Genomic DNA, 24,342 nt, shown 5'->3' with positions numbered 1-24,342 from the left:
CCGCGCGCTGTTTCGTTCGTCTAAACAAGAGGATCATGCGTCTCCACCGTTCGCGCCGAAGCCTCCGCCACGGCCCTGCTTTGCTGCCTCTGTGCGGCGCGCTTGTGCTGGCGCTGGCGAGCGTTACGGCGCAGGGGCAATCGGCCGCGGACACGCCGGCGAGTGTGCCGGCAGGAGCCGAGGGCGCGGTGGCGGCCAAGCCGCAACCCAGCGTCGCGATCACTCCAGATGTTCCAGCGAAGCGCGCTCGCGAGGCGGATGATGCTTACCTGCAGGGTGCGAAGGCGGTCGACCGCAAGGACCTTGAAGCCGCGGAGAAGAGCTTTTCCCGGGCAGTCCAGCTCAACCCGAAGAACCGTGACTACACACTGGCGCTGATCGTCACGCGCGAGCACCGGCTGAGCGAACTGGTTCAGATGGCGGCGAAGCAACGGCTGCTTGGCAATGACCAGCATGCGGAGCAGTTGCTTGCCGAAGCGCGCAAGATTGACCCGAATAACGCGATCGTGGCCCAGCACTTCGAGTCCCCTGCCCTCTCAGCGGTGTCTGAGCTAGCGGCAGCCAATTCCGTCGCAGGTTCGCTCGGCGGCCCAATCGAGCTTGCGCCGAAGCCCGGCAAGCAGGATGTGCATCTTCGCGGGGGTGCGACCGAAATCCTGCGGTCGCTCTACACGCAGTTCGGCATTGCGGCTTCGTTTGACCCCTCGGTGAGGAGCGTCTTGCCTGCGAAGCTCGAACTGGAAAATGTGACCTTTGAGGAAGCGGCGCGAATCGCAAGCGAGATGACGCATACGTTCGCCATTGCTCTGCAACCACATACCGCCCTGATTGCTGAGGACACGGAAGAAAATCGCAGACGCCTGAAGCCAGTGGTGGAAGAGACGCTCTACATGCCGGGACTGCAGGAAAACCAGATGCAGGAGATGGCCAACCTGGCACGCGCGGTCTTCGATCTCCCGCTGGTAACAGCGAGCCCCTCAACCGACACGATCGTTCTGCACGGAGATCCGGACAACCTGAAGGTGCTGAACGCGACCTACGATGGGCTGCTCAATGGCGGTTCCGATGTGATGCTCGACGTGAAACTGTATGAGATCGATCGCACGCACACGCGCAATCTAGGTCTTCAGCTTCCATCCTCCATCGGCGCGTTCTCGGTCGCGCAGGAAGCTCAGCAGCTTGTAACCGCCAATCAGTCAGCCATCAACACGGCAATCGCCAGTGGAGTCATCAAGCTCACGGGCAATTCGGTCACTGATCTGATCACCGAGGCTGCATTTCTTATTGAAAGCGGCGTGGCGAGCTCGACGCAGTTCAGCAATGTCCTGGGACTTTTTGGCAAGGGCCTGACGCTTTCAGGGGTATACCTCGGATCAGGGGCGACGTTGAATCTGTTGCTGAATTCGAGCGACGTTCGCATCCTGGATGCGGTGCAGCTTCGCTCCGGCACGAACCAGGACGCGATCTTTCGCGCCGGCGAGAGATATCCGATCATCACCTCGACGTATACGACCGGCGTCAGCAGCTCGACTGCGTCCGCTGTGTCGGGACTGAACATCAACGGCACAAGTGTGAGCTCGCTGTTGCAGCAGTATCTCGGCACGTCATCGGTCACGGTCCCGCAGGTTCAGTTCGAGGACCTTGGGCTGACACTCAAGGCGACACCGGTCGTCCTTCGCGCGGGTTCTGTGCAGTTGAAGCTGGACATGAAGATCGAATCGCTCGGTGCGGGATCCAACGAGGGCATTCCAGTACTGAACAGCCGTCAATTGACGTCGATTACGACGATTCCCGCAGGCCAGACGGCGCTGCTCGTGAGCGAGATTTCGAGGTCCGAGACGAAAGCGGTGCAGGGTCTTCCCGGGCTGAGCGAGCTGCCGGGTTTCCAAGGCACAACCAATGAAAACAAAGAGGTCGACACCGGCGAGTTGCTCATCACGATCACGCCGCATGTGGTGCGGCAGACCGGGCTGCAGATTTCGAGTCGGCCGCTGCTGATGCCCTACAACCCGAATCCCAGCACGCAAAGCTTCTTCGAAGAACAGGCGCCTCCACCGCCTCCGCCCGCTCCGCAGCAGACACAGCCGCAAACACCCAACGCGATTCCGCCGCGCAACCTGCCGCCACCCGGCACTACAACGCCACCACCGCAGTAGCGCAAAGTGCGTTGCAAGCGGTTCGTATTCTGGCTATACTTGGTACTGGCAGGGCGGGAGTAGCTCAGTGGTAGAGTGCTTCCTTGCCAAGGAAGATGTCGCCGGTTCGACCCCGGTCTCCCGCTCCAAAAACACCTTCCTCTGCGATACACTCCACAAGTCAATCTGTGTGTCCTGCATCGCGAGGCTGAGCGTGTGTGGGGCAATGAGGCGCGGTACCCAAGCGGTAAGGGAGAGGTCTGCAAAACCTTTATGCGTCGGTTCGATCCCGACCCGCGCCTCCAATTCCTTCTTCACGTTACATCCCTTCTGATCGCGATTCTGTTTCGCAGCTGACTAAAACATCCGCGGCGATACCCGTTCTTGGGGCAGAGGCCGCATGAGTGAAGCTAGCTCGAACATTGTGCATCGGCGCACAAGCCTTCGGATATGGGAAACATCCCTGTTTGCGCTGATGCTTGTTACAAGCCATCGCACTACCTCCGAGTTCGGTTGGCGCCCTTGCCGAGCCTCACTGCAACTGTTAGCTGAGCGTGTCTGCAACCCATGGACGAGGGTGCCTGCAACCCACTGTTTTTATAAGTGACACCTAGGTTGCAAAAATGTGCGCTGTGTCGCAGAAGTAGACATCCTTGTGTACTGAATCACCCGTTACTCGCGTGATGCCTGTCCCACAGCGACACCCGTTAGCATTTGGTCATTGCCACCCCCCCTGGGCAATGAGGAGGTTTTTCGGATGCATTTCATTGGTAAGTTGTCGCTCGCGATCGTTGGCTCTGCCGCGCTTCTGAGTTCCGTACCATCGCACGCCGCCATTCTCACGATCTCGCAGGACAAGAACAACGAATGCGGCCGTGGGTTTGTCTTTTGCAATGGAACCCAAGCGTATAGCTTGACGGAAATTGAAAACGGCACGATTCAGATTCCGGTGTTCCCGATTCTGCCCAGCGAGGTCGTAATCGTCAACGACACAGGACAGACGGTCACGAACCTGCAGTTCACGTATTCCACCATTCAGCTCTTCGCTTTCGGCATGGAGTGCAACATCGACCCCACGCTGCGGAGCAATCTCAAGAACTGCGCCATCGCGGAAACTTCCTCGGGGCTGACGAACAATCTGTTCGGCTGGGTCACGGCGCAGTTCACCTTCACCGCGGACAACAAGAAAGGCATCCCTGACGGCGCCTACTTCGATCTGACAACCGTCGGCTTCCTGCCTGGTGGATTCATCTGCGGCGGAGGCGATGGAAACGGCACTGGCACCGGCACTGGTACTGGAACAGGCACTGGGACTGGTACTGGAACAGGCACTGGGACTGGAACAGGAACCGGAACTGGAACTGGCACTGGTACGGGAACTGGGACCGGGACTGGAACAGGAACAGGAACCGGCACCGGGACGGGCACTGGAACCGGTACCGGCACTGGCACCGGCAGCGGCCCGACCGGACCACCGCAGCAGTAAGAGCCCTAACTTGCAGGCCTGAAAGTAGAGCGAGGAGGCAGAATGGCCTCCTCGCTTCTCTTTGCTCCGGAGATTACTTGAGCGTCGACAGCGTGGGCTGCAGATGCACGGTGATTCCATCCTGACCTGCCTGGAAGGCGATCATCTCTTTGAGCGTCTCGTACGGAACTGAGTCGAGCGAGATGAAGTGGCCGTTCACGGCGATCACCGGAAGCTGTGTTGCACCGAGGTCCTGCGCCAGTTTGACCGTCGCATCCACGGTCGCTTTCGTTTCAGGCAGCGCAGCGCACGCTGTGACGGCGGCCGGGTCCGCGCCGGCCGCAGAGATTGCAGTCTTCAGGGTCGCGTCAGCACTCGCGGGTGTCAGGCCGGCCTGTTTCGAGTAAACCGCCTGGGCGAAACTGAAGAATGCGGCGTCCCCCTTGGCCTTGCGGACGCAAACTCCATCCAGCGCGGCGCGTTCCGCGTACGGATGATTCATTGCGGGAGCATCTTCGAAGACGATGCGCGCTTGCGGAAAGTCCTGCTGGAGGCTGTCCATCTTATCCTGCGCGTCTTTGCAGCGATCGCACTGCAGATCGGCGAACTCTACAAACAGCAACTCGTTGCTCTTGGCGCCCCTGGCGGCCCCGTCGGCGCGCTCCTGCAGGGTCTTGCGAGCCGCAGCAAAGGGTTTAATGCCGAAGTCCATGACGTTTTCGGCGATCGCGTGTTTGCCATCGGGAGTTGTGAAAAAGATGAGAGGCGATGTCTTCCCGGGGGCGCGCTTGTCGCCCACGAGAACAACGACCTTGGCCACACCCGGCGCGGTCGTCTTCACGATGCCTTCCACCTGCCAGATCCTGTTTGTGTCATAGCCCCATAGCGCCTTCAAAAAGCCGTTCACCTCGTCCAGGCTGGGCGAATCCGCACTGAAGTTCTTTGGGTTCGCTGGAGGGAACGGATTCGGGGCCTCTGCGGACGCCTGCGGCGCGGGTGTGGCCGGAGCTGCAACCGGCGTGTTCGAAGCCGGGACGTTCTGTGCAAGCATTGTGGCGCCGCTCATTGCCAGAGCGCACGCCATCCCGATGATTACTTGTTTCACGTATGCCAAAAGAGAATCTCCTTCATGATGCTGCAACGCGTGGCGCTGCCTGGTTAAACGTCACGCCTCGCCGCGATGGGAAAGCGCCTGCCCATGCCGAATGCCTTCTTGGAAACCTTCAGCACCGGGGCGGCTTGTTGCCGCTTGTACTCTGCAAGTTCTACGAGCCGGATAATGCGGCGTACCAAATCCGGTGAGACGTTCCGCATCTTTGCAATCTCGTCGGCCGAACGGTAGTCCTCCACATACGCGCGCAGAATGGGGTCAAGGATCTCGTAGGGTGGCAACGAGTCCGTGTCCTTCTGTCCGGGCCGCAACTCCGCCGAAGGCTCCTTGTCGATGGTCTCCTGCGGGATGATCTCACGTTCGCGGTTCGCATAGCGGCTGAGAGCGTAAACCTCGGTCTTATAAAGGTCGCCAATCACCGCCAATGCGCCGACCATATCACCATAGAGCGTGCAGTAGCCGGTTGCCATCTCGCTCTTGTTGCCCGTCGTCAGCACCAGGCCGCCCTGCTTATTTGAAATCGCCATGAGGAGGCTGCCACGAATTCTCGGCTGCAGATTCTCCTCTGCGAGTCCGAACGGCGTCCCCTTGAAGAATGGCTCCAGGGCGCGCGAGAACTGCTCGTAGATTGCGCGCACCGGAACGACATCAAATCGAATCCCGAGGTTCTTCGCGAGCCGCTCGGCGTCTGTCACCGAGCCCTCCGAAGAGAACTCGCTCGGCATGCCGATCCCGCGAATGTTCTCTGCGCCTATCGCTTCCACTGCGATTGCCGCAACCAGCGCCGAGTCAATGCCTCCGCTCAAGCCGAGCAGCGCCTGCCGGAAGCCGCACTTGCGCAGATAGTCGCGCGTGCCCAGTACCAGCGCCTTCCAGGTGCGCTCGCACTCAGCTTCGCCGCCCGGCATCTTTGCGTTTTCGGCGATAGCTTCATTTCTGTGCGAGACCGTCACCGGCTGCGCATTCTGCGTGTCGACGATGACCAGGTCTTCCTCGAACTCTTTGCACTGAGCGATCACCTCGCCGCGCGGGTTCATTGCAAACGAATCGCCGTCGAAGATAAGGCTGTCATTCGCGCCGACTTGATTGACCATTACGACCGTCGCTCCATGCCGCTCGGCGAGCGCGCGGATCATGCGGCGCCGCACAGCCGGCTTGCCGTGCCAATACGGAGAAGCGGAAATGTTCAGAATCAACCGGTGACCGCTGAGCGGCTGCGGAAGCACCGCCCACTGCTTCATCAACTCTTCCACCGGGTCGTTGGGATAGAAGCGTTGCGGCCAGAACATCTTGTCGTTCCAGGCGTCCTCGCAAACCGTGATCGCGACGGCGTGGCCCTTGATCTTCGTCAGTCCCTGGCGTGTCGCCGGCTCGAAATACCGTTGCTCGTCGAAGACGTCATAGAACGGAAGCAGCCGCTTGGTCTGCGTAAAGCGAATCTCGCCAAACTCCAGGACCGCGGCCACGTTGCGAACGTGCTTCCCACCCTCCTGCTGACACCGCATCGGCGAGCCCACCAGGATCGCGGGCCGGTTCTCTCCGCTCGTCAATTGCGCCAGCTTGTGCAGCGATTCCTCCGCGCTGCAGACGAACGTCTCTTTTTCCAGCAGGTCGGCCGGCGGGTATCCAGCCGTTGCGAGTTCCGGGAAGATGACCAGCTCGGCGCCGTCGCGAGCTGCCTGTTCGTAGAACCTGGAGATGATCTGAAGATTTCCTGAAAAATCACCCACAGTTGGGTTGATCTGAGCCAGAGCTATTCGCACGCATCCAGTTTATCGCGCTGAGCCCGAAGTCGGCCGGTGTGCGCCTAGGCGCCAGTCCCAGCGAAGACAACTCCGATCGTGCGCGCGAGGATGCGCATGTCGAGCATCAGGCTCCAGTTCTCTACATACGCCGTATCCAGCGAGATGTAGCTGTCGAACGATGGATCCTGCCGCGCTTCGACCTGCCAAAGCCCGGTGATACCGGGCAGCACGTCGAGGCGGCGGAGATGGGCGAGATCGTACTTCTCCACCTCGGCGGCGAGCGGTGGCCGAGGACCAACCATGCTCATTTCACCCTTGAGCACATTCCAGAACTGCGGCAATTCATCCAGCGAGTACTTACGGAGCCAGCGGCCAACGTGCGTCAGGCGTGGGTCTTCCTTGATCTTGAACAGCACTCCATCGCGCTCATTCATGTGCTGCAAATCCTCGCGTCGCTGGTCTGCGTCTTTCACCATAGTGCGGAATTTATAGCACTTGAACACGCGGCCTTTGCGGCCCAGCCGATCAGCCGTGTACAGCACAGGTCCTGGTGAGTCCGAGCGGATGAGCAACGCGATGACCACCATAAATGGCGCCGCGATTACCAACGCGGCGGAGGCCAGCAATATATCGATCACGCGCTTCAGCAAGAAGGCATCGCGTGGAAAGTCCTGGCGATGGAGCGGAATTGTCGGAAACTGGCCGATGTACTCCACCGGCGCGTTCCACGCCAGGCCGTCGTAGAGGTCCGGCACAACACGCACCTCGATGCCCAGCGCGCGCGCGTCCTCCACCACGGAGATCACCGTATGCTTGTCGGCCGGAGTGGAGAAGTAAATCTCATCGACAAAGAGTGACCGCGCAAGCGCCACGCAGTTGCGGATATTTCCGACTACCTGTGACCCGGTGACTCCTTCACTACGGCCGTCCATGGTGATGAAGCCCTTGAAGCGGAAACCCATGTGCGGCAGAGACTCAAGATGATTGCGCAGCGCATGCCCAACGCGGCCATCCCCGACAATCAGCACATTGCGAACCTCGAGGCCCTCGATAAACCGCTTCTGGCGCAACCTGCGCCAAAGGGCGCGGCGCACCATCAGCATCAGCATCGTCAGCAGCACCGTGACGATCATGACGATCCGGGAGACCGCGTAGGCGCGAAGCAGATAAAGCGTCCCGCACAGCAGCAGGCCGGCGGTCAGAGTCGCCTGGACCGTCATCCGCTGTTCGTGCATGCCGCTGCGCGAATCTGTCGAGCGGTAGAGGCCGTAGATCCGCGCGAAAACTACAATGTAGAAACAGAACAGCAGCAGATAAAGGAACAGCACCTGAGGCGCAGGGCCGGCTATGTGCTGAATCAACGACCCTTCTGCTGTGGTAGCTTGAGGTAACCGGATGCGAAACGCGATCAGTCCGGCAATCAGCACGCTGAGGCAATCCAGCACCACCCACACCAGGCTGACGACTGATGGCCTCGAGACGCTGGAAGTTCCCTCACGGGCAATGGGTCTGGATCGCCGTTGAGAGCGCCGCGAGATAACGACTTGTTCTATGTAATCCGGTGTTGCCATCGGAACCAAAAACCTTCTCAGCGATCCGTTAATGCCTTCTCATCAAGAGCCGCAGACCCCCGCGGGTCCATATCGCTTTAGCAAGTTTCGAACTGATACGTTACTTTCACGCTAACACGATCCATACCGTAAAGTTTTGCAACAATTGGTGTTTTTACAGTTACCCTTCAGGGGCATAAGGACAGTTCTCACCGGTCTGGAGAGTTACCTCCACGACCACCTCCCGGCAGCACCAATTCATCCAGGGAAAGGAACTCCTGAAGGACGGGGTCATCGCTGTTTTTCATCTGTTCCATCGTTCCGAAAAAGCGTGCCCTGCCCTCGTGGAGAAAGACAACCCGATCCGCTAGTTTTTCGGCGAACCGCGTGTCATGAGTTACGACAATGCTTGTGAGATGCAACTGCGTTTTGAGCAGTTGGATGAGTTCGCCGAGCAGGTGCGCCATCAGGGGGTCGACCATCGTGGTCGGCTCGTCGTAAAGAATCGCCGAGGGCTGGGCTGCCAACGCCCGCGCAATCGCCACCGAGCGCTTCATTCCGGTGGATAAGTCACTGGGCAGAAGGTTCTCCATCCCGGTCACTCCCACCATATCCAGCAGACCGGTTACGAGCTTCTGGATCTGGTCCTCCTCCATGTGCTCGCGCTCGCGCAAAGGAAAAGCCACGTTCTCGCCCACCGTGATCGAGTCAAACAGCGCCCCGCTCTGAAAGACCATCGTGACCTTCCGGCGCACCTCCTGCATCTGCCGCTCGGTGAATCCGCTGATGTCCTGACCGGCAACCAGCACCGTGCCTCGGTCGGCCTTCAGAAATCCCATCAGAATCTGCAATGAGACCGACTTCCCCACACCGCTTCTACCGAGAATGCACAGCGTCTCCCCAGGATTTACATAGAAGCTGACGTCCTTCAGTACAACAAACTCGCCAAACGACTTACAGACGCCCTCAAATGCTATGTATGGCCCGGTGACAGTGCCCGCGAACTCTGCTGCCGGCAACCCCGCCGTGGCGCTGAAAGCCATGTCCTGCTCGGCGGAAGCGACCTCCTCCGCGTTGGCCTCCGCGGCCCCGGCCATGAACTCCTCGACAACCGGCGCGGCTTCCGGCGAAACGTCAGCGGTCAGCGACTCCCCAGGCTCAAGATCGAGTTTTGATTTGCCGGGATCGGGTACGTGCGCCATAGTTGGCAGCTCTCCTGTGCCAGTATTTCATTCCGAGCCCTCGCGAACGGTATCTGGAGTCGCTATGACTCGACTGTGCAATGCTGCGCGATTGCAAGCTCTTCCGGCGTATTCACATTCATGAACATCCTGCGCAGAACCTCATCGCCCGGATAGCCGGCGCCATAAAGCTCACGCACGCTGTAGACGCGGTGAACCCCGCCGCTCTGAACCAGGCGATCAAACAGCCTCGCCAGCTTGCGTTCGCCGGTTTCCAGCGCGGCCGTGAACGCCTGCCCGCATCCGCTCCGAATCATGCAAAATGCCGGCTGATCCCCAAAGACGTACAGGTGACCGACCACCACCCGCGGCTCGCGAAGCACCTGCGCCGCCCACATGCGCAGCAAATCCGCTGGAACCAGCGGCACGTCCACGGGTACAAATAACGCCCAGGGCTGTCGCGCTGCACGGAGCCCAGCCTCAATCCCCGCTGCCGGCCCCGCACCTACCCGCTCTTCCGGCACGATCGCTCCAAACGCACCAAGGTCGTCGCGATTCCCGGCAATCGACACCTCCGCACAGAAGCTCTCCAGCTTCCGAATGGCGATCTCAGCCATTGGCCGCTCGCCGATCTCGAGCAGAGCCTTATCGCGACCCATGCGCGTGCTCTTCCCGCCCGCGAGTACGAAGCCGTGCACCGGCAGTTTTGCGTCGCTCACCGGCCTTGCTCGCCCACAATGTCGAAGAAGCGGATCACGGATTCGATTCCGCGGTGGAAGTTCGAGAGATTGAACTTCTCGTTCGGCGCGTGCAGATTGTCGTCCGGCAGCCCGAAGCCCATCAACACGGTCGGAATCCCCAACTCGCGCACAAAGTCGCCGACGATCGGAATCGACCCGCCGCTGCGAATAAACACCGTGTCCTTATGGAAGACCTCCGCCATCGCCTGCTTCGCCGCGCGGATGTACGGATTGTCGGAGCTCATCACAATCGGATCGCCGAAGTGGATCATCCGCACATCAACCGTGATGCCATTCGGGCAGATCTCCTGCACGAAGGCCTTGTACTTCTCGAAGATGTCCATCGGCTTCATTCCGGGCACCAGCCGAAAACTTACCTTCGCCACCGCCTTGGCGGGGATGACCGTCTTGGCTCCCGCGCCGGTAAACCCACCCGGCATCCCGTGCACATCCATCGTCGGCCGCGACCACGTGCGCTCCAGCACCGAGAACATCTCTTCGCCTGTCAGCTCGGTAGACCCCACCTCATGCTTCAGGTATTCGTCCTCATCAAACGGCAGCGCACGCCATGATTCCAGCTCGTCTTTCGTCGGCTCCTCGATACCGTCGTAAAAACCCGGAATGGCAATATGCCCATCCTCGCGTTTCATCCGCGCGATGATCTGTGCCAGCGCCACAAACGGATTCGGCGCCGCCCCGCCATACATGCCGGAGTGCAAATCCTGCGCCGCCCCACGCGCCTCAATCTCCGTGTAGATCATCCCGCGCAACCCCACACACAGCGTCGGCAGCTCCGGCGCAAACATCTCCGAGTCGCTCACCAGCGCGGCATCAGCCTTCAGAGTGTCGCCGTGCTCGCGCACATAGGTCGCAATTCCCTCCCCGCCAACCTCCTCCTCGCCCTCGAGGATGACGCGCACATTTACCGGCAGCTTGCCATCCGTCTTCATCAGCGACTCGATCGCCTTCAGATGAATCATCAACTGGCCTTTGTCATCAACCGCACCACGCGCGTAGATGTTGCCGTTGCGCTCCGCCGGCTCAAACGGCGGCGACTTCCACTCATCCAGCGGATCGGGCGGTTGCACATCGTAATGCGCATAGCAAAGGACGGTCGGCTTCTCTGAGCCTGCAAGCAGCCAATCCGCATACACCAGCGGGTGCCCATTCTTATGCTTCTCGCTTGTCGTCTCGATCAACCGGACATTCTCCATGCCGGCCGCGCGCAGCTTTTCCGCGGCGAACTCCGCCGCCCTGCGCACATCGCCCGCATGCTCGGGCGCCGTCGAAACCGACGGAATCCGCAACAGCTCCTTCAACTCTTCGACAAACCGCTCTCCATTGTTCTGCGCATAGGCAATCGCCGCTTCACTCATCCGTTCAGTCACTCCTTGGCTGCCCCGCAGTATCGCATCCCGGCGACCAGCTTTGCATGTAAACTGCCGCCGTGCTTCTCTTGCGGCTTGCCCTGTTCACCGTTCTGGTGCCGGGCGTTGTCGCCGGCTACCTGCCGTGGAGCTTCGGCCCGCGCCATCTCGCGCACGGCGCATGGCAGCTTGGCTGGCTGCTCATCGTTGCGGGCACGCTCGTCTACCTCCTCTGCGCCACGCGATTCTTTGCCGCACACGGCACGCCGGCTATCTTCTTCATCCGACCCCTGCGCGCTGTGGTTGGGGAAGAGCCGTCCAGTCTCGTTCTCACCGGTCTCTACCGCTACTCGCGCAATCCAATGTACGTCGGCGTCCTCCTGGTGATCCTCGGCCAGGCCTGCATCTTCGACTCGAGAGCCATCCTCCAGTACGCCGTCTTCGTCTTCATCTGCTTCCACCTTGTTGTCGTGCTGCTCGAAGAGCCGCACCTGCGCAACCGCGATCCTGCAGCCTTCGACGAGTTTACTCGCAGGACACCGCGATGGCTCGGCCCGCATCACAAGGCGTAGACTCGACGCTCACGGAGGACCGCGAACTATGACCACATCCACCACCTCCCTCGACGATGGCACCATGGTCGACCGGATGGCGCAATTCGATCTCAACCAGGAGATCGCCGACGCGGCGAGCAAGAAGCCCTGGCAGTCCGGCCAATATGCAAAAACGCTCTTCAAGAAACACGACTTACGCGTCGTGCTCATCTCCATGGAAAGCGGCGCGCACATGAAGGAGCACCACGCCGACGGCACCATCTCCGTCCAGGTCCTCAAAGGCAAGCTCCGCTTGAACGTCGGCGGCAAACCGCACGAGCTCTCGACCGGCAATCTCTTCACGCTCGGCGCATCCATCCGCCACGATGTCGAAGCGCTCGAAGACTCCGCCTTCCTGCTCACCATTTCGTGGCCGAACGCCGAAGAGCTCGCCGCCATGAAACACCGCGGCTACGGCAGCTAATCCGCGCGCGTCCGGTTCCGGCGGCAGAATAGACAGCCGCTCAATTCTGTATTCTCTATTTACTTCGGCTGGAACAGCGCGATGCGCGATCCCGTCGGATCATTCATCACGGACATCCAACCGACGTTCGGAATCTCGTGCGAGTCGATGAATATCTGCGCACCCAGCGATTTCGCCTTCGCAGTCGCGGCCTTGATGTCATCGACGCCAACGTAGGCAAGCCATCCCTGCGGCATGTTCGGAGCGGCGTACATTCCGCCGCCAGGATCCTTCTCGGGCTTGAACGTCGAATAGATCCCAAACTGCCCCATATCGTTGTCCTGAAACTGCCACCCGAACATCTCGCCGTAGAACGTCTGCGCCTTCTTCAAATCAGTCGTATTCAGCTCCAGATGAACAAATGGGTTTGCCATAGTTTTCTCCTTTGTCGCTGGGAATCCGGCTTATCTTAGTCCGCCGATCGCAACCTCGTCCGCATCTTTACAAGCTTTTCTCACTCGCAACGATCAGATCTCCAACGGATTCCATCCTGGCGTCCGACCTGCTCCGCGTTGCCAGCGCCAGCGAACCCCCCATCACCAGCCACACGACGCAGAGCGACCCAATTCCCACCGCATACCCGCCGGTGAATTCACGCATCCACCCCATCCAATACGGGCCCGCAAACCCGCCAACGATGGAGAGCATATTGACGGTAGCGATCGCCAGCGCTGCCTGCTCGCCCCGGAACAACTCTACGAAGACGGCAACCCACGGAGCCTGCATCGAAAAGAACACCGGCAGCGCCAGCAGAAGAACCACCGCAGCGATCCAACCCTGCAGATGAATCCCGGCAATTAACATCAGCGCAGCCATCAGAAGCACGGGAACAAGTACATGCCAGCGACGCTCGCGCGCCCGGTCCGAATGCATCCCGTTCACGATCATGGCTACCGCTCCTGCACCGGCCGCCAGCGCGATCATATAGCCGACAGTGCCCGTCGACGCTCCCGTCAGCTTGCGAAGAATCTCAGGCAGAAAAAAGTTTTCAGCATAGTTCGCTCCCAGCAGACAGAACCCACAAAGTCCGAGAAGCCACACGCGAACGTCGCGCAGCACAGCAACCAAAGCGCTCCGCCTTTGAGAATGCGCCGGCGGATAAGCGTCTGCTATCTCGGACTCAAGCGCCTCTCGTTCGTCCTCGCGCAGCCACGTCGCAGCTCTGGGTCTCTCTGACAGGCTGAACCAGATCGCCACACTCAGCAGCACGGCGGGAATACCCTCCAGCAGAAAAAGCCACTGCCAGCCGTGCAGGCCATAACGTCCATCGAGCCGCAGCAGAGTTCCCGCAGCGCTTCCCATTACGACGCTCGCGAGCGGCAGCGAGACATAGAAGAAGCTGATCGCGCGCGCCCGCTCCTTCGCCGGAAACCACAGTGACATAAAGTACACTGCGCCGGGAAAATACCCGGCCTCGGCGACACCCAGCAGCAGCCTCATGCCATAGAAGCTTGCATGCCCGCGCACAAAGAGCATGGCCATCGCCAGCAGGCCCCACGTAAACATGATCCGCGCCAGCCAGCGTCGCGCCCCGAACCTCAGCAGCAGCAGGTTGGACGGCACCTCGCACAGCGCGTAGCTCACAAAAAACAGGCCCGCGCCCAGCCCATACACGTACGGCGTAAAGTGCAGGTCGCGGTTCATCGGCTCCGCCGCGAAGCTGATGTTCGCGCGGTCCATGAAGGCAAGCAGATAGCCGATCGACAGCAGCGGCAGAATTCGCCACCGCGCTTTGCGCAAAGCGCTCTCCAACGGCGTCCGACCCGCACCAGCGCCCATCGCCATCCGCCTTCCCCGAAAGCCTGCTCTTCTGTGTGCGCGTAGCTTACGCCGCAAGTCAGACTTCCACCACACCTTTGTTCATCACGGCCGCACTGCGCGGATGCTACCGTTAGCTCTATGCTGCGGCTCGTCTCCCTCGCACTCGGTCCCGTTGTCATCCTCGGCCTCGCATTCAGCGCTCCCGCCATCGCGCAGGAAGCCCCTCCGCCCACACCTCCACAGACAAACCTCCCGCACAACGCTCCGCTCAACCCAGCGCTTCCCACCGTCTTCATCGTCGGAGACTCCACTGCACGCAATAGCGCCGACCTCGGCTGGGGCGACCACTTCGCGCACTTCTTCGATACCTCGCGCATCAACGTCGCGAACCGCGCCATCGCCGGCCGCTCCGCCCGCTCCTACATCGACGAAGGCCACTGGGCCGCCACGCTCGCCGAGATGAAGTCCGGCGACTTCCTCCTCCTGCAGATGGGTCACAACGACGGCGGCGATCTCGGCGGCGCCAAGCCCCGGGGCGACCTCAAGGGCATCGGCGACGACACCCAGGACGTCGCGCAGACCACCGGCCCCTACGCCGGCAAGATCGAGACCATCCACACCTTCGGCTGGTATCTGCGCAAGATGATCGACGACGCCAAAGCGAAAGGCGTCCACCCCATCCTTCTCACGCCAACCGTCCGCAACATCTGGAAGGCTCCGGACGGTTCATCCTGCGGTGCCGCGGCTCAACCCGCCTGTCCCACTGGCGCCCACATCGAGCGCGACATGGGCTACAACGACTGGGTCCGCCAGGTCGCCGCGCAGGAGAAAATTCCCGTCCTCGAGCTCGGCAACGTCGAAGCCGACCGCCTCGAAGCCCTCGGCCCCGAAAAGACCGCGCCGCTCTTCCCCAAGGACCACACCCACACCAGCCCCGAAGGCGCTGATTTGGTGGCACAATGCGTCGCAACAGCGATTCGCTCTACCGGCGACCCGCTGTCCCACTACCTCAAACCCTCGCTGCAGAACAGCAACAATTCGGCCGCGCAATCATCTAAACTATAGACACCCGTGTCTCTGCGCACTCGCCATCTCGCCTGCCTCTTTCTGCTGCTCTCCACGCTCGGAGCGGCACAGGCGAACGCGTCTTCTTCGCCGCGCGGCTTTCACGGCGACCGCATCACCGCGCTGCTGTACCGCCATGCGGTAGACGCGCACAACGAGCACTTCGCGCAGAACACCGCAGATAGCGCCGTCGATCCGGAAACTCTTCTCACACCAGCGCCCGCGTTAGCCGCCGTCTTCCATTCCACGTGGACGATGCGCCCGCCCGCCGCACACTCCGCCGCCATCTTCGCGGCCACCAGCTTCGCCCGCAACGCCGCTCTCTAAGCGCCATTTCTGCGGGCCAGTCTGGCCTGTTCCACTCCGCTCGAAATTCTGATTACTCGCGTCGATAGCTCCATCCGGCGCCGCGCCAAAAGGACAACTCCCGTGCTGCTCGAAAAAACCTTCGCCAAAGTCTTCGGCACCGCCAATGACCGCGCCGTCAAGCGCATGCTCCCCACGCTTGCGCAAATCAACGACCACGAGCCCGCCCTCAAGCAGCTCACCGACGAGCAGCTCGCCGCCAAAACCGCCGAATTCAAGGCCCGCGTCGCTTCCGCCATCGAAGGCCTGACCGAGCCCGAAGACATCGCTGACGCCGAAAAGCGCGTGCTCGATGAGCTCCTGCCCGAGGCTTTCGCCGTCGTCCGCGAAGCAGCAATCCGTGTGATCGGCATGCGTCACTATGACGTGCAAATGATCGGCGGCATGGTCCTGCACCAGGGCAAGATCGCCGAAATGAAAACCGGCGAAGGCAAGACGCTCGTCGCTACGCTTCCCTGCTATCTCAACGCGCTCGCCGGCCGCGGCGTCCACGTCGTCACCGTCAACGACTACCTCGCCAAGCGCGACGCCGAGTGGATGGGCAAGGTCTATGGCTTCCTCGGCCTCTCCGTCGGCGTCATCGTGCACGACCTCTCCGACGAGCAGCGTCGCGAAGCCTATGGCTCTGACATCACCTACGGCACCAACAACGAGTTCGGCTTCGACTACCTGCGGGACAATATGAAGTTCGACCTCAAGGACACCGTGCAGCGCGGCCACTTCTACTGCATCGTGGACGAAGTCGACTCCATCCTCATCGACGAAGCCCGCACGCCGCTCATCATCTCCGGCCCCACTGACAAAACCACCGACAAGTACGCCATCGCCAACACCATCATCCCGCAACTCGTAGAAGGCGAGATGATCGAGAACTTCGAGTCGCAGTCCAAGACCTGGACCGGCGACTACGTCGTTGACGAAAAAGCGCGCGCCATCACCATCACCGACGAAGGCTTCGAGAAGGTCGAAAAGCTTCTCGGCATCGGCAACATTGCCGACCCCGAAAACTGGGACATGAAGCACCACATCGAGGTGGCCACCAAGGCCCACGCCCTGTACAAGCGCGACGTCGAGTACGTGGTGAAGGACGGCGAGATCATCATCGTCGACGAATTCACCGGCCGCCTCATGCCCGGCCGCCGCTGGTCTGATGGCCTCCACCAGGCCATCGAGGCCAAGGAAGGCGTCGATATCCGCAAGGAAGATCAGACGCTTGCCACCATCACCTTCCAGAACTACTTCCGTCTCTACAAGAAGCTCGCCGGCATGACTGGTACCGCTGAGACCGAGGCCGCCGAGTTCCAATCCATCTACAAGCTCGACATCGTCGTCATCCCTACCAATCGCACGATGCAGCGCATCGAAAACCCCGATGTCGTCTACCGCACCGCGAAAGAAAAATACTTCGCCGTCGCCGACGAGATCGAGCGTCTGCACGCCTCGAAGCAGCCGGTCCTCGTCGGCACTACGTCGATCGAGAAATCCGAGCTCCTCTCTGACATCCTCAAGCGCAAGGGTGTACGCCACGTCGTCCTCAACGCGAAGTTCCACGAGAAAGAAGCCGAAATCGTCGCGCAGGCCGGTCGCCTCGGCATGGTCACCATCGCCACCAACATGGCTGGCCGCGGAACGGACATCCTTCTTGGTGGCAACTCCGAGTTCATCGCGCGCCAGGACCTCGTCAAGCGGAACCTCGCGCGCGCAGTCTCGCCTGCCGAAGGCGCCATCCATCCCAACGCCGCCGCCGGCTTCACCCGCTTTTACTACCAGGGCCAGGAGTTCGAGACCACGCAGGAGCAGTGGGATGAGATCATCGCCGCCCATGAATCCGCCACAAAGATCGAGCACGAGAAAGTCATCGAAACCGGCGGTCTCTTCATCCTCGGCACCGAACGCCATGAGTCGCGTCGCGTCGACAACCAGCTCCGCGGCCGCGCCGGCCGTCAGGGCGATCCCGGCGCCTCGCGCTTCTTCCTCTCGCTTGAAGACGACCTCATGCGCATCTTCGCGCGCGAGTGGGTCGGCACGCTGCTGCAGCGTCTCGGCATGGAAGAGGGCGTGCCCATCGAATCGCGCATGATCTCCAAGCGCATCGAAGGCGCGCAGAAGGCTGTCGAAGCTCAGAACTTCGAGTCCCGCAAACACGTCCTCGAGTACGACGACGTCATGAACAAGCAGCGCGAAGCCGTCTACGGGCTCCGCCGCCAGCTCATGGAAGGCGTCGAGCAGAAAGAGCTCATCACCGACGACTACGTCTCGACGATCCTCTCCAACCTTCTCGACGAGTACATCCCAGAGAAGGCGCATGTCGAGCAATGGAACCTCGAAGGTCTCTTCGCCGCGACCTTCGATCTCTTCGGCGCAAAGCTTCAGGACCAGATCAACGCCGAAGAGCTCTCGCGTCACGACCTCGGCGACGCCATGTTTGAAAAGCTCCGCGAGCGCTACAACGTCAAGGAGCAGATCCTCGGCGCACCCAACATGCGCTACCACGAGCGCGTCGTCATGCTGTCCGTGCTCGACGGCCTCTGGAAGGATCACCTCCTCAACATGGATCACCTCAAGGAGGGCATCGGCCTGCGCGGCTACGCCCAGGTCGATCCACTCGTCGAGTACAAGAAAGAGTCCTTCATCATGTTCGAGGCAATGATGACGCGCTTCCAAGAGGACACCTGCCGGCACCTGTTCCGCATGCAGATCCTCGCTCCGGACGGCACGCCCATCGAAACACCTGAGCAACTCGCCGCCCTGCAGGCGCGGCACTTCGCCACCCCGCCGCAGATGCCGCCGCCAGCTCAAATGCCCTCTGCCGCGCCCACTCACTGGCAGCCAAACCAGCAGCCAGCGCAACAGTCCGCGCCGCCCGTCGTTCCCACGCGCGCTCCGCAGACCACCATCGACGCACTCGAGCGCGAGTTCGCCCGCAAGAAAGAGCGCGAACTCGAGATCGCCCGCCAGGCCGGCGGCTCAACCTCGAACGGCAACGGCTCTGCCCCCAAGCGCGCCGGCGCCAACATCGGCCGCAACGATCCGTGCTACTGCGGCTCCGGCAAGAAATACAAGAAGTGCCACGGCGCCAACGCGTAGCGCTCCTCAGTACGACTCTTTCGGTGCCCCATTCATCACGACAGCTTTATCGTCGTCATGGGTGGGGTTCCATCGTTGGCGATAAACTTTCGCATGCGCCGCGTCCGCTATGCCGTAGCCTCTAGCCTCGACGGCTTCATCGCCGGCCCCAAAGGCGAGTTCGACTGGATCCCCTCCGATCCCGAGGTGGACTACGCCCAGGACTTCTCCCGCTACGACACTCTGCTCATCGGCCGTCGCACCTTTGATGTCATGCGCGCGCACGGGCAACCCACCTTCCCCGGCAAGAAGAACTACATCTTCTCCCGTACGCTCACGCGCGCCGATATCCCCAAATCCTCCATCCTCTCCACCACACCCGAGCAAACCGTCGCCGAACTCCGCAACCAACCCGACAATGGCAAAGACATCTGGCTCTTCGGCGGCGGCGAGCTCTTCCGCACCCTCCTCGCGGCTAATCTCGTCGACGAAATCGAACTTATCGTCATCCCAATCCTTCTCGGCGGTGGCATACCCTTGCTTCCCCCTCCGTCGCAACGCCTCCAGCTCATTCTCCGGCAGCATCATACGTACAAGAGCGGAACGCTTAGCCTTACCTATTCCATCGTCTATAAGTAATCTCGAAATTCAGGATGAAATTGTCTTGCGACGCAAAACTGCCACTCTTTTGCAGTCGTTCCTCAACGTTTAGAATCACGCCAGATTCTTCCCGCGACGTCGGCAACCCTCCGCCTTTCATCGCCTCAAGGACACTTCTGTGCCAGACCTCGCCAGCCGCTCCGACCTGCAAACCGAATCACTTCGGCGCCAGATGGAGCAGTTCTTCGACGCCACGACGGACGCCATGGTCTTCCTCGACCGGGACTACCGCTTCACATTCCTCAACCGCCGCGCCAACGAGATCATCTCCTTTGGCCGCAACCTCGTCGGCCAGAACCTCTTTGAAGCCTTCCCCGGTACCGTTTACAAGAATTCGCCCTACATTGAAAATTACCGCCGCTCCATGGAAGAAGGCCTCCGCGGCGAGTTCGAAGCCTTCTATCCGGAGCCCCTCAACCAGTGGCTGCGCGTCCAGAGCTTTCCCACCGAAGACGGCATCGTCATCTTCTTTCGCGACTTCACCCAGGAAAAGCTCGATCGCGAGACCCTGCAGCGCAAGACCCAAGAGGCCGAACGCCAGCGCGCTGAAATCGAAACCATCTACAGCACCGCCCCCATCGGACTCGCGCTCTTTGATCTGGACGACTACCATTACCTCCGCCTCAACGACCGTCAGGCTGCCTTCTTCGGGCTGAAGCCTGAACAAATCGTCGGCCGCACGCTCACCGAGATGGCTCCGATCGAAGGCCTCAAGGAGCTCTTCGATCAGGTAGCGCGAGGCGAGCCCGTCATCAACTATCCGCTCGAAGGCAAGCTCTTCAACGACCCTGCGGACGAGCACCGTTACTGGACCGTCAGCTACTTCCCCGTCTACGGCGCCGACGGCAACATCCAGGCCATCACCGCTGCCTCACTTGAGATCACTCAGCAGAAGAAGGCCGAGCTCGCTCTCCAGCAATCCGAAAAGCTCGCCATCGTCGGTCGCCTCGCCAGTTCCATCGCGCACGAGATCAACAATCCGCTCGAGTCCGTCACAAACCTCCTATACCTCGCCGAGCACAGCGAAACCCTCGATCAGGCACGCCATTACGTCCGGACTGCCGAAGTTGAGCTACGCCGAGTCTCCGCCATCACCTCGCAGACCCTCCGTTTTCACAAGCAGTCCAGCAACCCGCAGGAGATCAATCTCACCGACCTCGTCGGTAGCGTCCTGTCGGTCTATCAGGGCCGCATCGCCAACGCGAACGTCCAGATCGATCGCCACTCCAGTGCCAAGCGCCGCGTCCACTGCTTTGAAGGCGAAATCCGCCAGGTACTTGCCAACATCATCAGCAACGCGCTCGATGCCATGCCCGCCGGCGGCACGCTCTTCCTTCGCGACCGTGAATCTCGTAACTGGCGCAACGGAGAGCCCGGCATCGCGGTGACCATCGCCGATACCGGCATGGGCATGTCACCCGAAACTCGAGCGCGCCTGTTCAATCCCTTCTTCACGACCAAAGGCCTCACCGGCACAGGCCTGGGCCTCTGGGTCACCAAAGAGATCGTCGATCGTCACCGCGGCACGCTCGACGTGCGCAGCAGCCAGTCACCCGCGCACCGCGGCACCGTCTTCACTCTCTTCCTTCCGTTCAACGCCGTCGTCCGGTAGTTTGCCTTCACTAACGACGAACCACTGACCACTCCGCACTACGGCCTCGCCTCATACACAATGTTGAATGGCGTCTGCGTCGCTCTGCGGAAGCGCGTGAACCCCGCCTGCGTCACCACATCGCGAATCCGCGCCTCTCCCGCCTGCGCACCCAAGCACATTCCAACCTCCTGCGATCGCGAGCACGGCGTGCATAGCAGCGTCGAGAATGAGTAATAAACTCGCCCCACCGGATTCATATTGTCCTTCAACGCGTCGTTCGCGAACGGCTCCACGATCATCCACGTTCCATCCGGCGTCAGTGCCTCGCGCACGTGCTTCGCTGCGCCCACAGGATCGCCCATATCGTGCAGGCAATCGAAGACTGTCACCAGGTCATACTTCCCCGGAAAGCCCTTCGCCGTCGCAATCCCGAACGTCACGCGGTCGCTCATCCCCTTGTTCGCTGCCGCCTGTCGCGCTCCCTCAATCGACTTGTCGTGATAATCAAATCCGAAGAACGTCGATTTCGGAAACGCCTCCGCCATCAATAGCGTCGACGCACCCTTGCCGCATCCCACGTCGGCCACCATCGCGCCCTTCTCCAGCTTTTCCTGCACACCCTCCAGCGACGGAATCCACGAGCTCATCAAATTCGCCGCATACCCTGGCCGGAAGAACTTCTCGCAGCCGTGAAACACGCCCTCTACATGCTCGCCCCATCCCATCCCCTCGCCAGTCTTGAACGACGCCGCGATCCTCGGCACTGCAGCCAGCGAAGCCAGCGCCAGCTCAAACGCTCCCGGCAGATACGCCGGACTGTCTTCCGCCGCCAGCGTAAACGCCTGCTCCGGCGACAAGCTGAACTTGCCCGTCTTCTCCTCGAACGTTACATATCCGCCCGCAGCTTGCGACGCCAGCCACTCGCGCACATACCGTTCGTCCGTCTTCGTCTTCGCCGCCAGTTCCGTCGACGTCATCGGCATCTCCGCCAGCGCCTTATAGAGCCCCAGCTTTTCGCCGATCACCACCATCCCGCTGTGCACCGCCGCGCCAAGATCGTTCACAAACTGACCCACAAACGCGTTCAGCTTGTCCATATCCAGCGCAGGGGTCTCTTTCATCGGAGCCTGTGTGCTCATAACTCCTCCTCGACTTGAAAAATTTGTTGCGCCTCGGATGGGGCCGGGTTCAGAGTCTCTGCGGAAGCTAATCGTTCAAATTGTCGAGGCGCCTAGGCCCGCAATTCTCCGCTGCTCCGTGGCTCGCGTCAACCGAGCCGAAACGGCGTTTCGCAAATGTCTGACACCATTCAAATTGACTTCGCTATCGAATCACGACGCATCAACTTTACTGTCTACGGTCCACCCTCTACTGTCTTAAACATGGACCTCGAGATCACCGTCGACCAGCTCAAACAACAACTCGCCTCCACTCACCCGCCGCTTCTCCTCGATGTCCGCGAGCCCTGGGAGTACGCCACCGCGCACATACCCAATAGCACGCTCATTCCGATGAACGAGATCCCCGCGCGTGCCTTCAACGAGCTCGACGAAGATCAACCCATCGCCGTCCTCTGTCATCACGGCGCACGTTCCCTCTCTGTCGCCAACTGGCTTCGTCAGCAAGGCTTCGCAAAAGCCCAATCCGTCGCCGGCGGCATCGACCTCTGGTCCTGCGCCATCGACCCCTCCATCCCCCGCTACTGACGCGTGAAGGCAACGTACTGCTGTTTCGTTACCGCCAACCCTGCCCTTTTACCTGCATGAGTTCCCGAATCTCTGCCGCAGGAACCCACGCCGCCAACGCACTTACGCTCCTAGGCAAATGCATCGCACTGAGTGCATGCAGAACTTTGCACATGGACTACTCCTCTTCTCCGATATCCCAGAATTTGCCTTCATAACGCGAATCTCGTCGCGACAATAAGTGGCACTCGGCGTGCTTCTACATACGACAGACATCACTTATTCAAGGAAGGCCTTTTCTTATGAAGTTTTTGGGTAGACCCCGCCTTGGGGTTACGTTGGCAGCATTGGTTTGCGCTCTTTTGTTCTTGTCGGCTTCTGCAATGCATGCGGATACGTATTACAACCTCAGCTTCACCGGTTCTGTCGCTGGCACGGGAACCATGGATCTGAATCCCACCGCCGGAACAATCACGATCACGCTAACGAATAACACTAACCTCAACGGATCCAGCCAGAGCAGCGACGACAACCTGATCGCCGGTCTCCTTTTCAACCTGAACAATAAACCGACGTCGGCCGTCACATTGACCGGAACATCGGGCACTTTGGTCAACATCTCCGCAAGCAAAAGCCATTCCGCGATCGCGGATCCGGACACAACCGACACGATCGACCACTGGGGCGTTTCGAATAACACCACTACCGGTCAGATCTGCCTCGAGGCCGCAGGCAGTTGTGCCGTCGGCTCCCAGCCTGATGATCTGATCCTTACGGACGAAACCAACTACTACGTCAATCCATCCGTGCTCAACCACGATCCGTCGATCCTCGGCACCGGCACGTTCATCATTAAGATCCCCGGCCTCAACGCGGATTCAACGGTGGTTTCCACTGATGTCTCAGTTATCTACGGAACCAGCGGCTCCAAAGAAGATGTCACGGTTACACCCGGCACTCCGCCGGCCGCGACGCCTGAGCCCGCCTCACTGCTCCTCGTCGGCTCCAGCCTTCTCGGCGCGGCCGGCGCACTCCGTCGCAAGATGCGCCCGAAGTTGAGCTGCTAATCGCCTCGGACTTTTAAGCGCGTTTCTTCCCTCGACCTCACGCATCCCGTGAGGTCGAGTCTTTATTTCACAGAAGAAGCTCCGCACTCACCGCGCCCGCGGATGAGTCTCCTCATACACGCGCTGCACCTGACCCACCGTCAATTGCGTATTACCGCTGCGTCGTCGACAACCGCTCACGCCCCAGCATCTCCTGGACCGCCCGCAGTACGCAGTATGCATGTAGCCGCCCAGCCAGCTCACGGATGCGTGACAGGCTTCCCAACCTATCCAATGGTCACACCACCTTGTTCTCCGGCCGTCGGGACATCCGAATGTCGCATCCCATGTCCCATGGAACAAAGTCCCGAGCAGGACCCGCGCATCTATTTCGCGGCCGAACGCACCTTTCTTGCCTGGATTCGCACCGGCCTAGGCCTGATGGGTGTCGGCTTCGCCGTCAGCCGATTCGGCCTCTTCCTGCGTGAGCTCAGTAACACTCCACAGCACTCCACCATGCACTCTGTGGCCACCGGCGTTCTGCTCGTTGTGCTCGGCGTAGTTGTCCTCGTAGCGGCTCTGCTGCAGCACCTCGCTGTCATACGCCGCCTTGCCCAGGGCACGTGGCAGCCCGGCAGACCTTCGTATCTCGGCGTTACCTTTGCAAGCATCCTCGCCCTTAGTGGCATCGCACTCGCGATCTTCATCCTGCGCCTCGGTTAGATCGCAAGGCCACGCGAAACATCCGC

21 protein-coding genes and 2 tRNA genes are annotated in these 24,342 nt (G+C 60.5%); 14 read left to right on the top strand and 9 right to left on the bottom strand.

The features are described from left to right. Window positions 1-35 precede the first annotated feature (35 nt). The 4 genes from VGU25_04835 (at window position 36) to VGU25_04820 (ending at window position 3,621) form a co-directional block, all read left to right on the top strand. Complete coding sequence (locus tag VGU25_04835; protein ID HEV2576515.1) at window positions 36-2,156, top strand: hypothetical protein; 2,121 nt, start codon at window positions 36-38, stop codon at window positions 2,154-2,156. 53 nt (window positions 2,157-2,209) lie between these two features. After that, window positions 2,210-2,284 (top strand) — tRNA-Gly (locus tag VGU25_04830). Between the two features lie 81 nt (window positions 2,285-2,365). Then, window positions 2,366-2,440, top strand: a tRNA-Cys gene (locus VGU25_04825). 452 nt (window positions 2,441-2,892) lie between these two features. Next, a complete protein-coding gene (locus VGU25_04820; protein HEV2576514.1) occupies window positions 2,893-3,621 on the top strand; it encodes a hypothetical protein in 729 nt (242 codons plus the stop codon). Window positions 3,622-3,694: 73 nt separating this feature from the next. Here the strand turns inward: VGU25_04820 and VGU25_04815 are convergent, their stop codons facing one another. From VGU25_04815 to VGU25_04790, 6 genes are all read right to left on the bottom strand, one after another. Further along, entirely contained in the window at window positions 3,695-4,705 is a 1,011-nt protein-coding gene (locus VGU25_04815; GenBank protein HEV2576513.1) for a thioredoxin domain-containing protein, read from the bottom strand. 53 nt (window positions 4,706-4,758) lie between these two features. Then, window positions 4,759-6,474 carry an NAD+ synthase gene (locus VGU25_04810; protein HEV2576512.1) on the bottom strand — a complete coding sequence of 572 codons (1,716 nt, stop codon included), beginning with the start codon at window positions 6,472-6,474 and terminating at the stop codon, window positions 4,759-4,761. 44 nt (window positions 6,475-6,518) lie between these two features. Next, a complete protein-coding gene (locus tag VGU25_04805; GenBank protein ID HEV2576511.1) occupies window positions 6,519-8,027 on the bottom strand; it encodes a sugar transferase in 1,509 nt (502 codons plus the stop codon). Window positions 8,028-8,215: 188 nt separating this feature from the next. Continuing rightward, complete coding sequence (locus tag VGU25_04800) at window positions 8,216-9,208, bottom strand: ATP-binding cassette domain-containing protein (protein ID HEV2576510.1); 993 nt, start codon at window positions 9,206-9,208, stop codon at window positions 8,216-8,218. 62 nt (window positions 9,209-9,270) lie between these two features. Further along, window positions 9,271-9,906, bottom strand: coding sequence for a molybdenum cofactor guanylyltransferase (locus VGU25_04795; GenBank protein HEV2576509.1), 636 nt, complete (start codon window positions 9,904-9,906; stop codon window positions 9,271-9,273). Continuing rightward, window positions 9,903-11,303: a dipeptidase gene (locus VGU25_04790; protein HEV2576508.1), complete on the bottom strand. Its 1,401-nt coding sequence runs from the start codon at window positions 11,301-11,303 to the stop codon at window positions 9,903-9,905. The genes VGU25_04795 and VGU25_04790 overlap by 4 nt, the downstream gene beginning before the upstream one ends. 71 nt (window positions 11,304-11,374) lie before the next feature. Here VGU25_04790 and VGU25_04785 point away from each other — a divergent pair, with 71 nt between their 5' ends. Both VGU25_04785 and VGU25_04780 read left to right on the top strand, forming a co-directional pair. Next, window positions 11,375-11,866, top strand: a complete 492-nt coding sequence (locus VGU25_04785; GenBank protein HEV2576507.1) for an isoprenylcysteine carboxylmethyltransferase family protein — start codon at window positions 11,375-11,377, stop codon at window positions 11,864-11,866. 28 nt (window positions 11,867-11,894) lie between these two features. Then, a complete protein-coding gene (locus tag VGU25_04780) occupies window positions 11,895-12,311 on the top strand; it encodes a cupin domain-containing protein (protein HEV2576506.1) in 417 nt (138 codons plus the stop codon). A 59-nt stretch (window positions 12,312-12,370) separates the two neighbouring features. Here VGU25_04780 and VGU25_04775 read toward each other — a convergent pair whose 3' ends face one another. Next, a complete protein-coding gene (locus VGU25_04775; protein HEV2576505.1) occupies window positions 12,371-12,724 on the bottom strand; it encodes a VOC family protein in 354 nt (117 codons plus the stop codon). 67 nt (window positions 12,725-12,791) lie between these two features. Beyond that, a complete protein-coding gene (locus tag VGU25_04770; protein HEV2576504.1) occupies window positions 12,792-14,090 on the bottom strand; it encodes an MFS transporter in 1,299 nt (432 codons plus the stop codon). A 159-nt stretch (window positions 14,091-14,249) separates the two neighbouring features. On the opposite strand from VGU25_04770, the gene VGU25_04765 reads away from it, so the two are divergent. The 5 genes from VGU25_04765 to VGU25_04745 all read left to right on the top strand — a co-directional run bounded on the left by VGU25_04765 (window position 14,250) and on the right by VGU25_04745 (window position 20,880). Next, window positions 14,250-15,176, top strand: coding sequence for a rhamnogalacturonan acetylesterase (locus tag VGU25_04765; protein HEV2576503.1), 927 nt, complete (start codon window positions 14,250-14,252; stop codon window positions 15,174-15,176). Between the two features lie 6 nt (window positions 15,177-15,182). After that, the gene (locus VGU25_04760) at window positions 15,183-15,503 is read left to right on the top strand and encodes a hypothetical protein (GenBank protein ID HEV2576502.1); all 321 of its coding nucleotides are present in this window, start codon (window positions 15,183-15,185) and stop codon (window positions 15,501-15,503) included. A gap of 165 nt (window positions 15,504-15,668) precedes the next feature. Then, on the top strand, window positions 15,669-18,629 hold the full coding sequence (secA, locus tag VGU25_04755; GenBank protein ID HEV2576501.1) for a preprotein translocase subunit SecA: 2,961 nt from the start codon (window positions 15,669-15,671) through the stop codon (window positions 18,627-18,629). Window positions 18,630-18,722: 93 nt separating this feature from the next. Next, complete coding sequence (locus VGU25_04750; GenBank protein HEV2576500.1) at window positions 18,723-19,247, top strand: dihydrofolate reductase family protein; 525 nt, start codon at window positions 18,723-18,725, stop codon at window positions 19,245-19,247. Window positions 19,248-19,386: 139 nt separating this feature from the next. Then, entirely contained in the window at window positions 19,387-20,880 is a 1,494-nt protein-coding gene (locus VGU25_04745) for a PAS domain-containing protein (protein ID HEV2576499.1), read from the top strand. Between the two features lie 38 nt (window positions 20,881-20,918). Here VGU25_04745 and VGU25_04740 read toward each other — a convergent pair whose 3' ends face one another. After that, window positions 20,919-22,001: a class I SAM-dependent methyltransferase gene (locus tag VGU25_04740; protein ID HEV2576498.1), complete on the bottom strand. Its 1,083-nt coding sequence runs from the start codon at window positions 21,999-22,001 to the stop codon at window positions 20,919-20,921. Window positions 22,002-22,157: 156 nt separating this feature from the next. Between VGU25_04740 and VGU25_04735 the strand changes: the two genes are divergently transcribed. From VGU25_04735 to VGU25_04725, 3 genes are all read left to right on the top strand, one after another. Further along, window positions 22,158-22,568 carry a rhodanese-like domain-containing protein gene (locus VGU25_04735; protein HEV2576497.1) on the top strand — a complete coding sequence of 137 codons (411 nt, stop codon included), beginning with the start codon at window positions 22,158-22,160 and terminating at the stop codon, window positions 22,566-22,568. A 347-nt stretch (window positions 22,569-22,915) separates the two neighbouring features. Further along, window positions 22,916-23,614: a PEP-CTERM sorting domain-containing protein gene (locus VGU25_04730; protein HEV2576496.1), complete on the top strand. Its 699-nt coding sequence runs from the start codon at window positions 22,916-22,918 to the stop codon at window positions 23,612-23,614. 333 nt (window positions 23,615-23,947) lie between these two features. Continuing rightward, window positions 23,948-24,316: a DUF202 domain-containing protein gene (locus VGU25_04725; GenBank protein ID HEV2576495.1), complete on the top strand. Its 369-nt coding sequence runs from the start codon at window positions 23,948-23,950 to the stop codon at window positions 24,314-24,316. Window positions 24,317-24,342: the final 26 nt, after the last annotated feature.

Source organism: Acidobacteriaceae bacterium, from assembly GCA_035944135.1.
Lineage (GTDB): Bacteria > Acidobacteriota > Terriglobia > Terriglobales > Acidobacteriaceae > Granulicella.
The sequence above is the reverse complement of the archived record's forward strand: the minus strand, read 5'-3'. Positions and strand labels throughout refer to the sequence as shown.

What these genes read in the sequence shown, in the direction of transcription:
- VGU25_04835 (HEV2576515.1), top strand. Translation starts at nt 36, where the DNA reads ATGCGTCTCCACCGTTCGCGCCGAAGCCTCCGCCACGGCCCTGCTTTG.
- VGU25_04820 (HEV2576514.1), top strand. Translation starts at nt 2,893, where the DNA reads ATGCATTTCATTGGTAAGTTGTCGCTCGCGATCGTTGGCTCTGCCGCG.
- VGU25_04805 (HEV2576511.1), bottom strand. Translation starts at nt 8,027, where the DNA reads ATGGCAACACCGGATTACATAGAACAAGTCGTTATCTCGCGGCGCTCT.
- VGU25_04800 (HEV2576510.1), bottom strand. Translation starts at nt 9,208, where the DNA reads ATGGCGCACGTACCCGATCCCGGCAAATCAAAACTCGATCTTGAGCCT.
- VGU25_04790 (HEV2576508.1), bottom strand. Translation starts at nt 11,303, where the DNA reads ATGAGTGAAGCGGCGATTGCCTATGCGCAGAACAATGGAGAGCGGTTT.
- VGU25_04780 (HEV2576506.1), top strand. Translation starts at nt 11,895, where the DNA reads ATGACCACATCCACCACCTCCCTCGACGATGGCACCATGGTCGACCGG.
- VGU25_04775 (HEV2576505.1), bottom strand. Translation starts at nt 12,724, where the DNA reads ATGGCAAACCCATTTGTTCATCTGGAGCTGAATACGACTGATTTGAAG.
- VGU25_04765 (HEV2576503.1), top strand. Translation starts at nt 14,250, where the DNA reads ATGCTGCGGCTCGTCTCCCTCGCACTCGGTCCCGTTGTCATCCTCGGC.
- secA (HEV2576501.1), top strand. Translation starts at nt 15,669, where the DNA reads ATGCTCCCCACGCTTGCGCAAATCAACGACCACGAGCCCGCCCTCAAG.
- VGU25_04750 (HEV2576500.1), top strand. Translation starts at nt 18,723, where the DNA reads ATGCGCCGCGTCCGCTATGCCGTAGCCTCTAGCCTCGACGGCTTCATC.
- VGU25_04740 (HEV2576498.1), bottom strand. Translation starts at nt 22,001, where the DNA reads ATGAGCACACAGGCTCCGATGAAAGAGACCCCTGCGCTGGATATGGAC.
- VGU25_04735 (HEV2576497.1), top strand. Translation starts at nt 22,158, where the DNA reads ATGTCTGACACCATTCAAATTGACTTCGCTATCGAATCACGACGCATC.
- VGU25_04725 (HEV2576495.1), top strand. Translation starts at nt 23,948, where the DNA reads ATGGAACAAAGTCCCGAGCAGGACCCGCGCATCTATTTCGCGGCCGAA.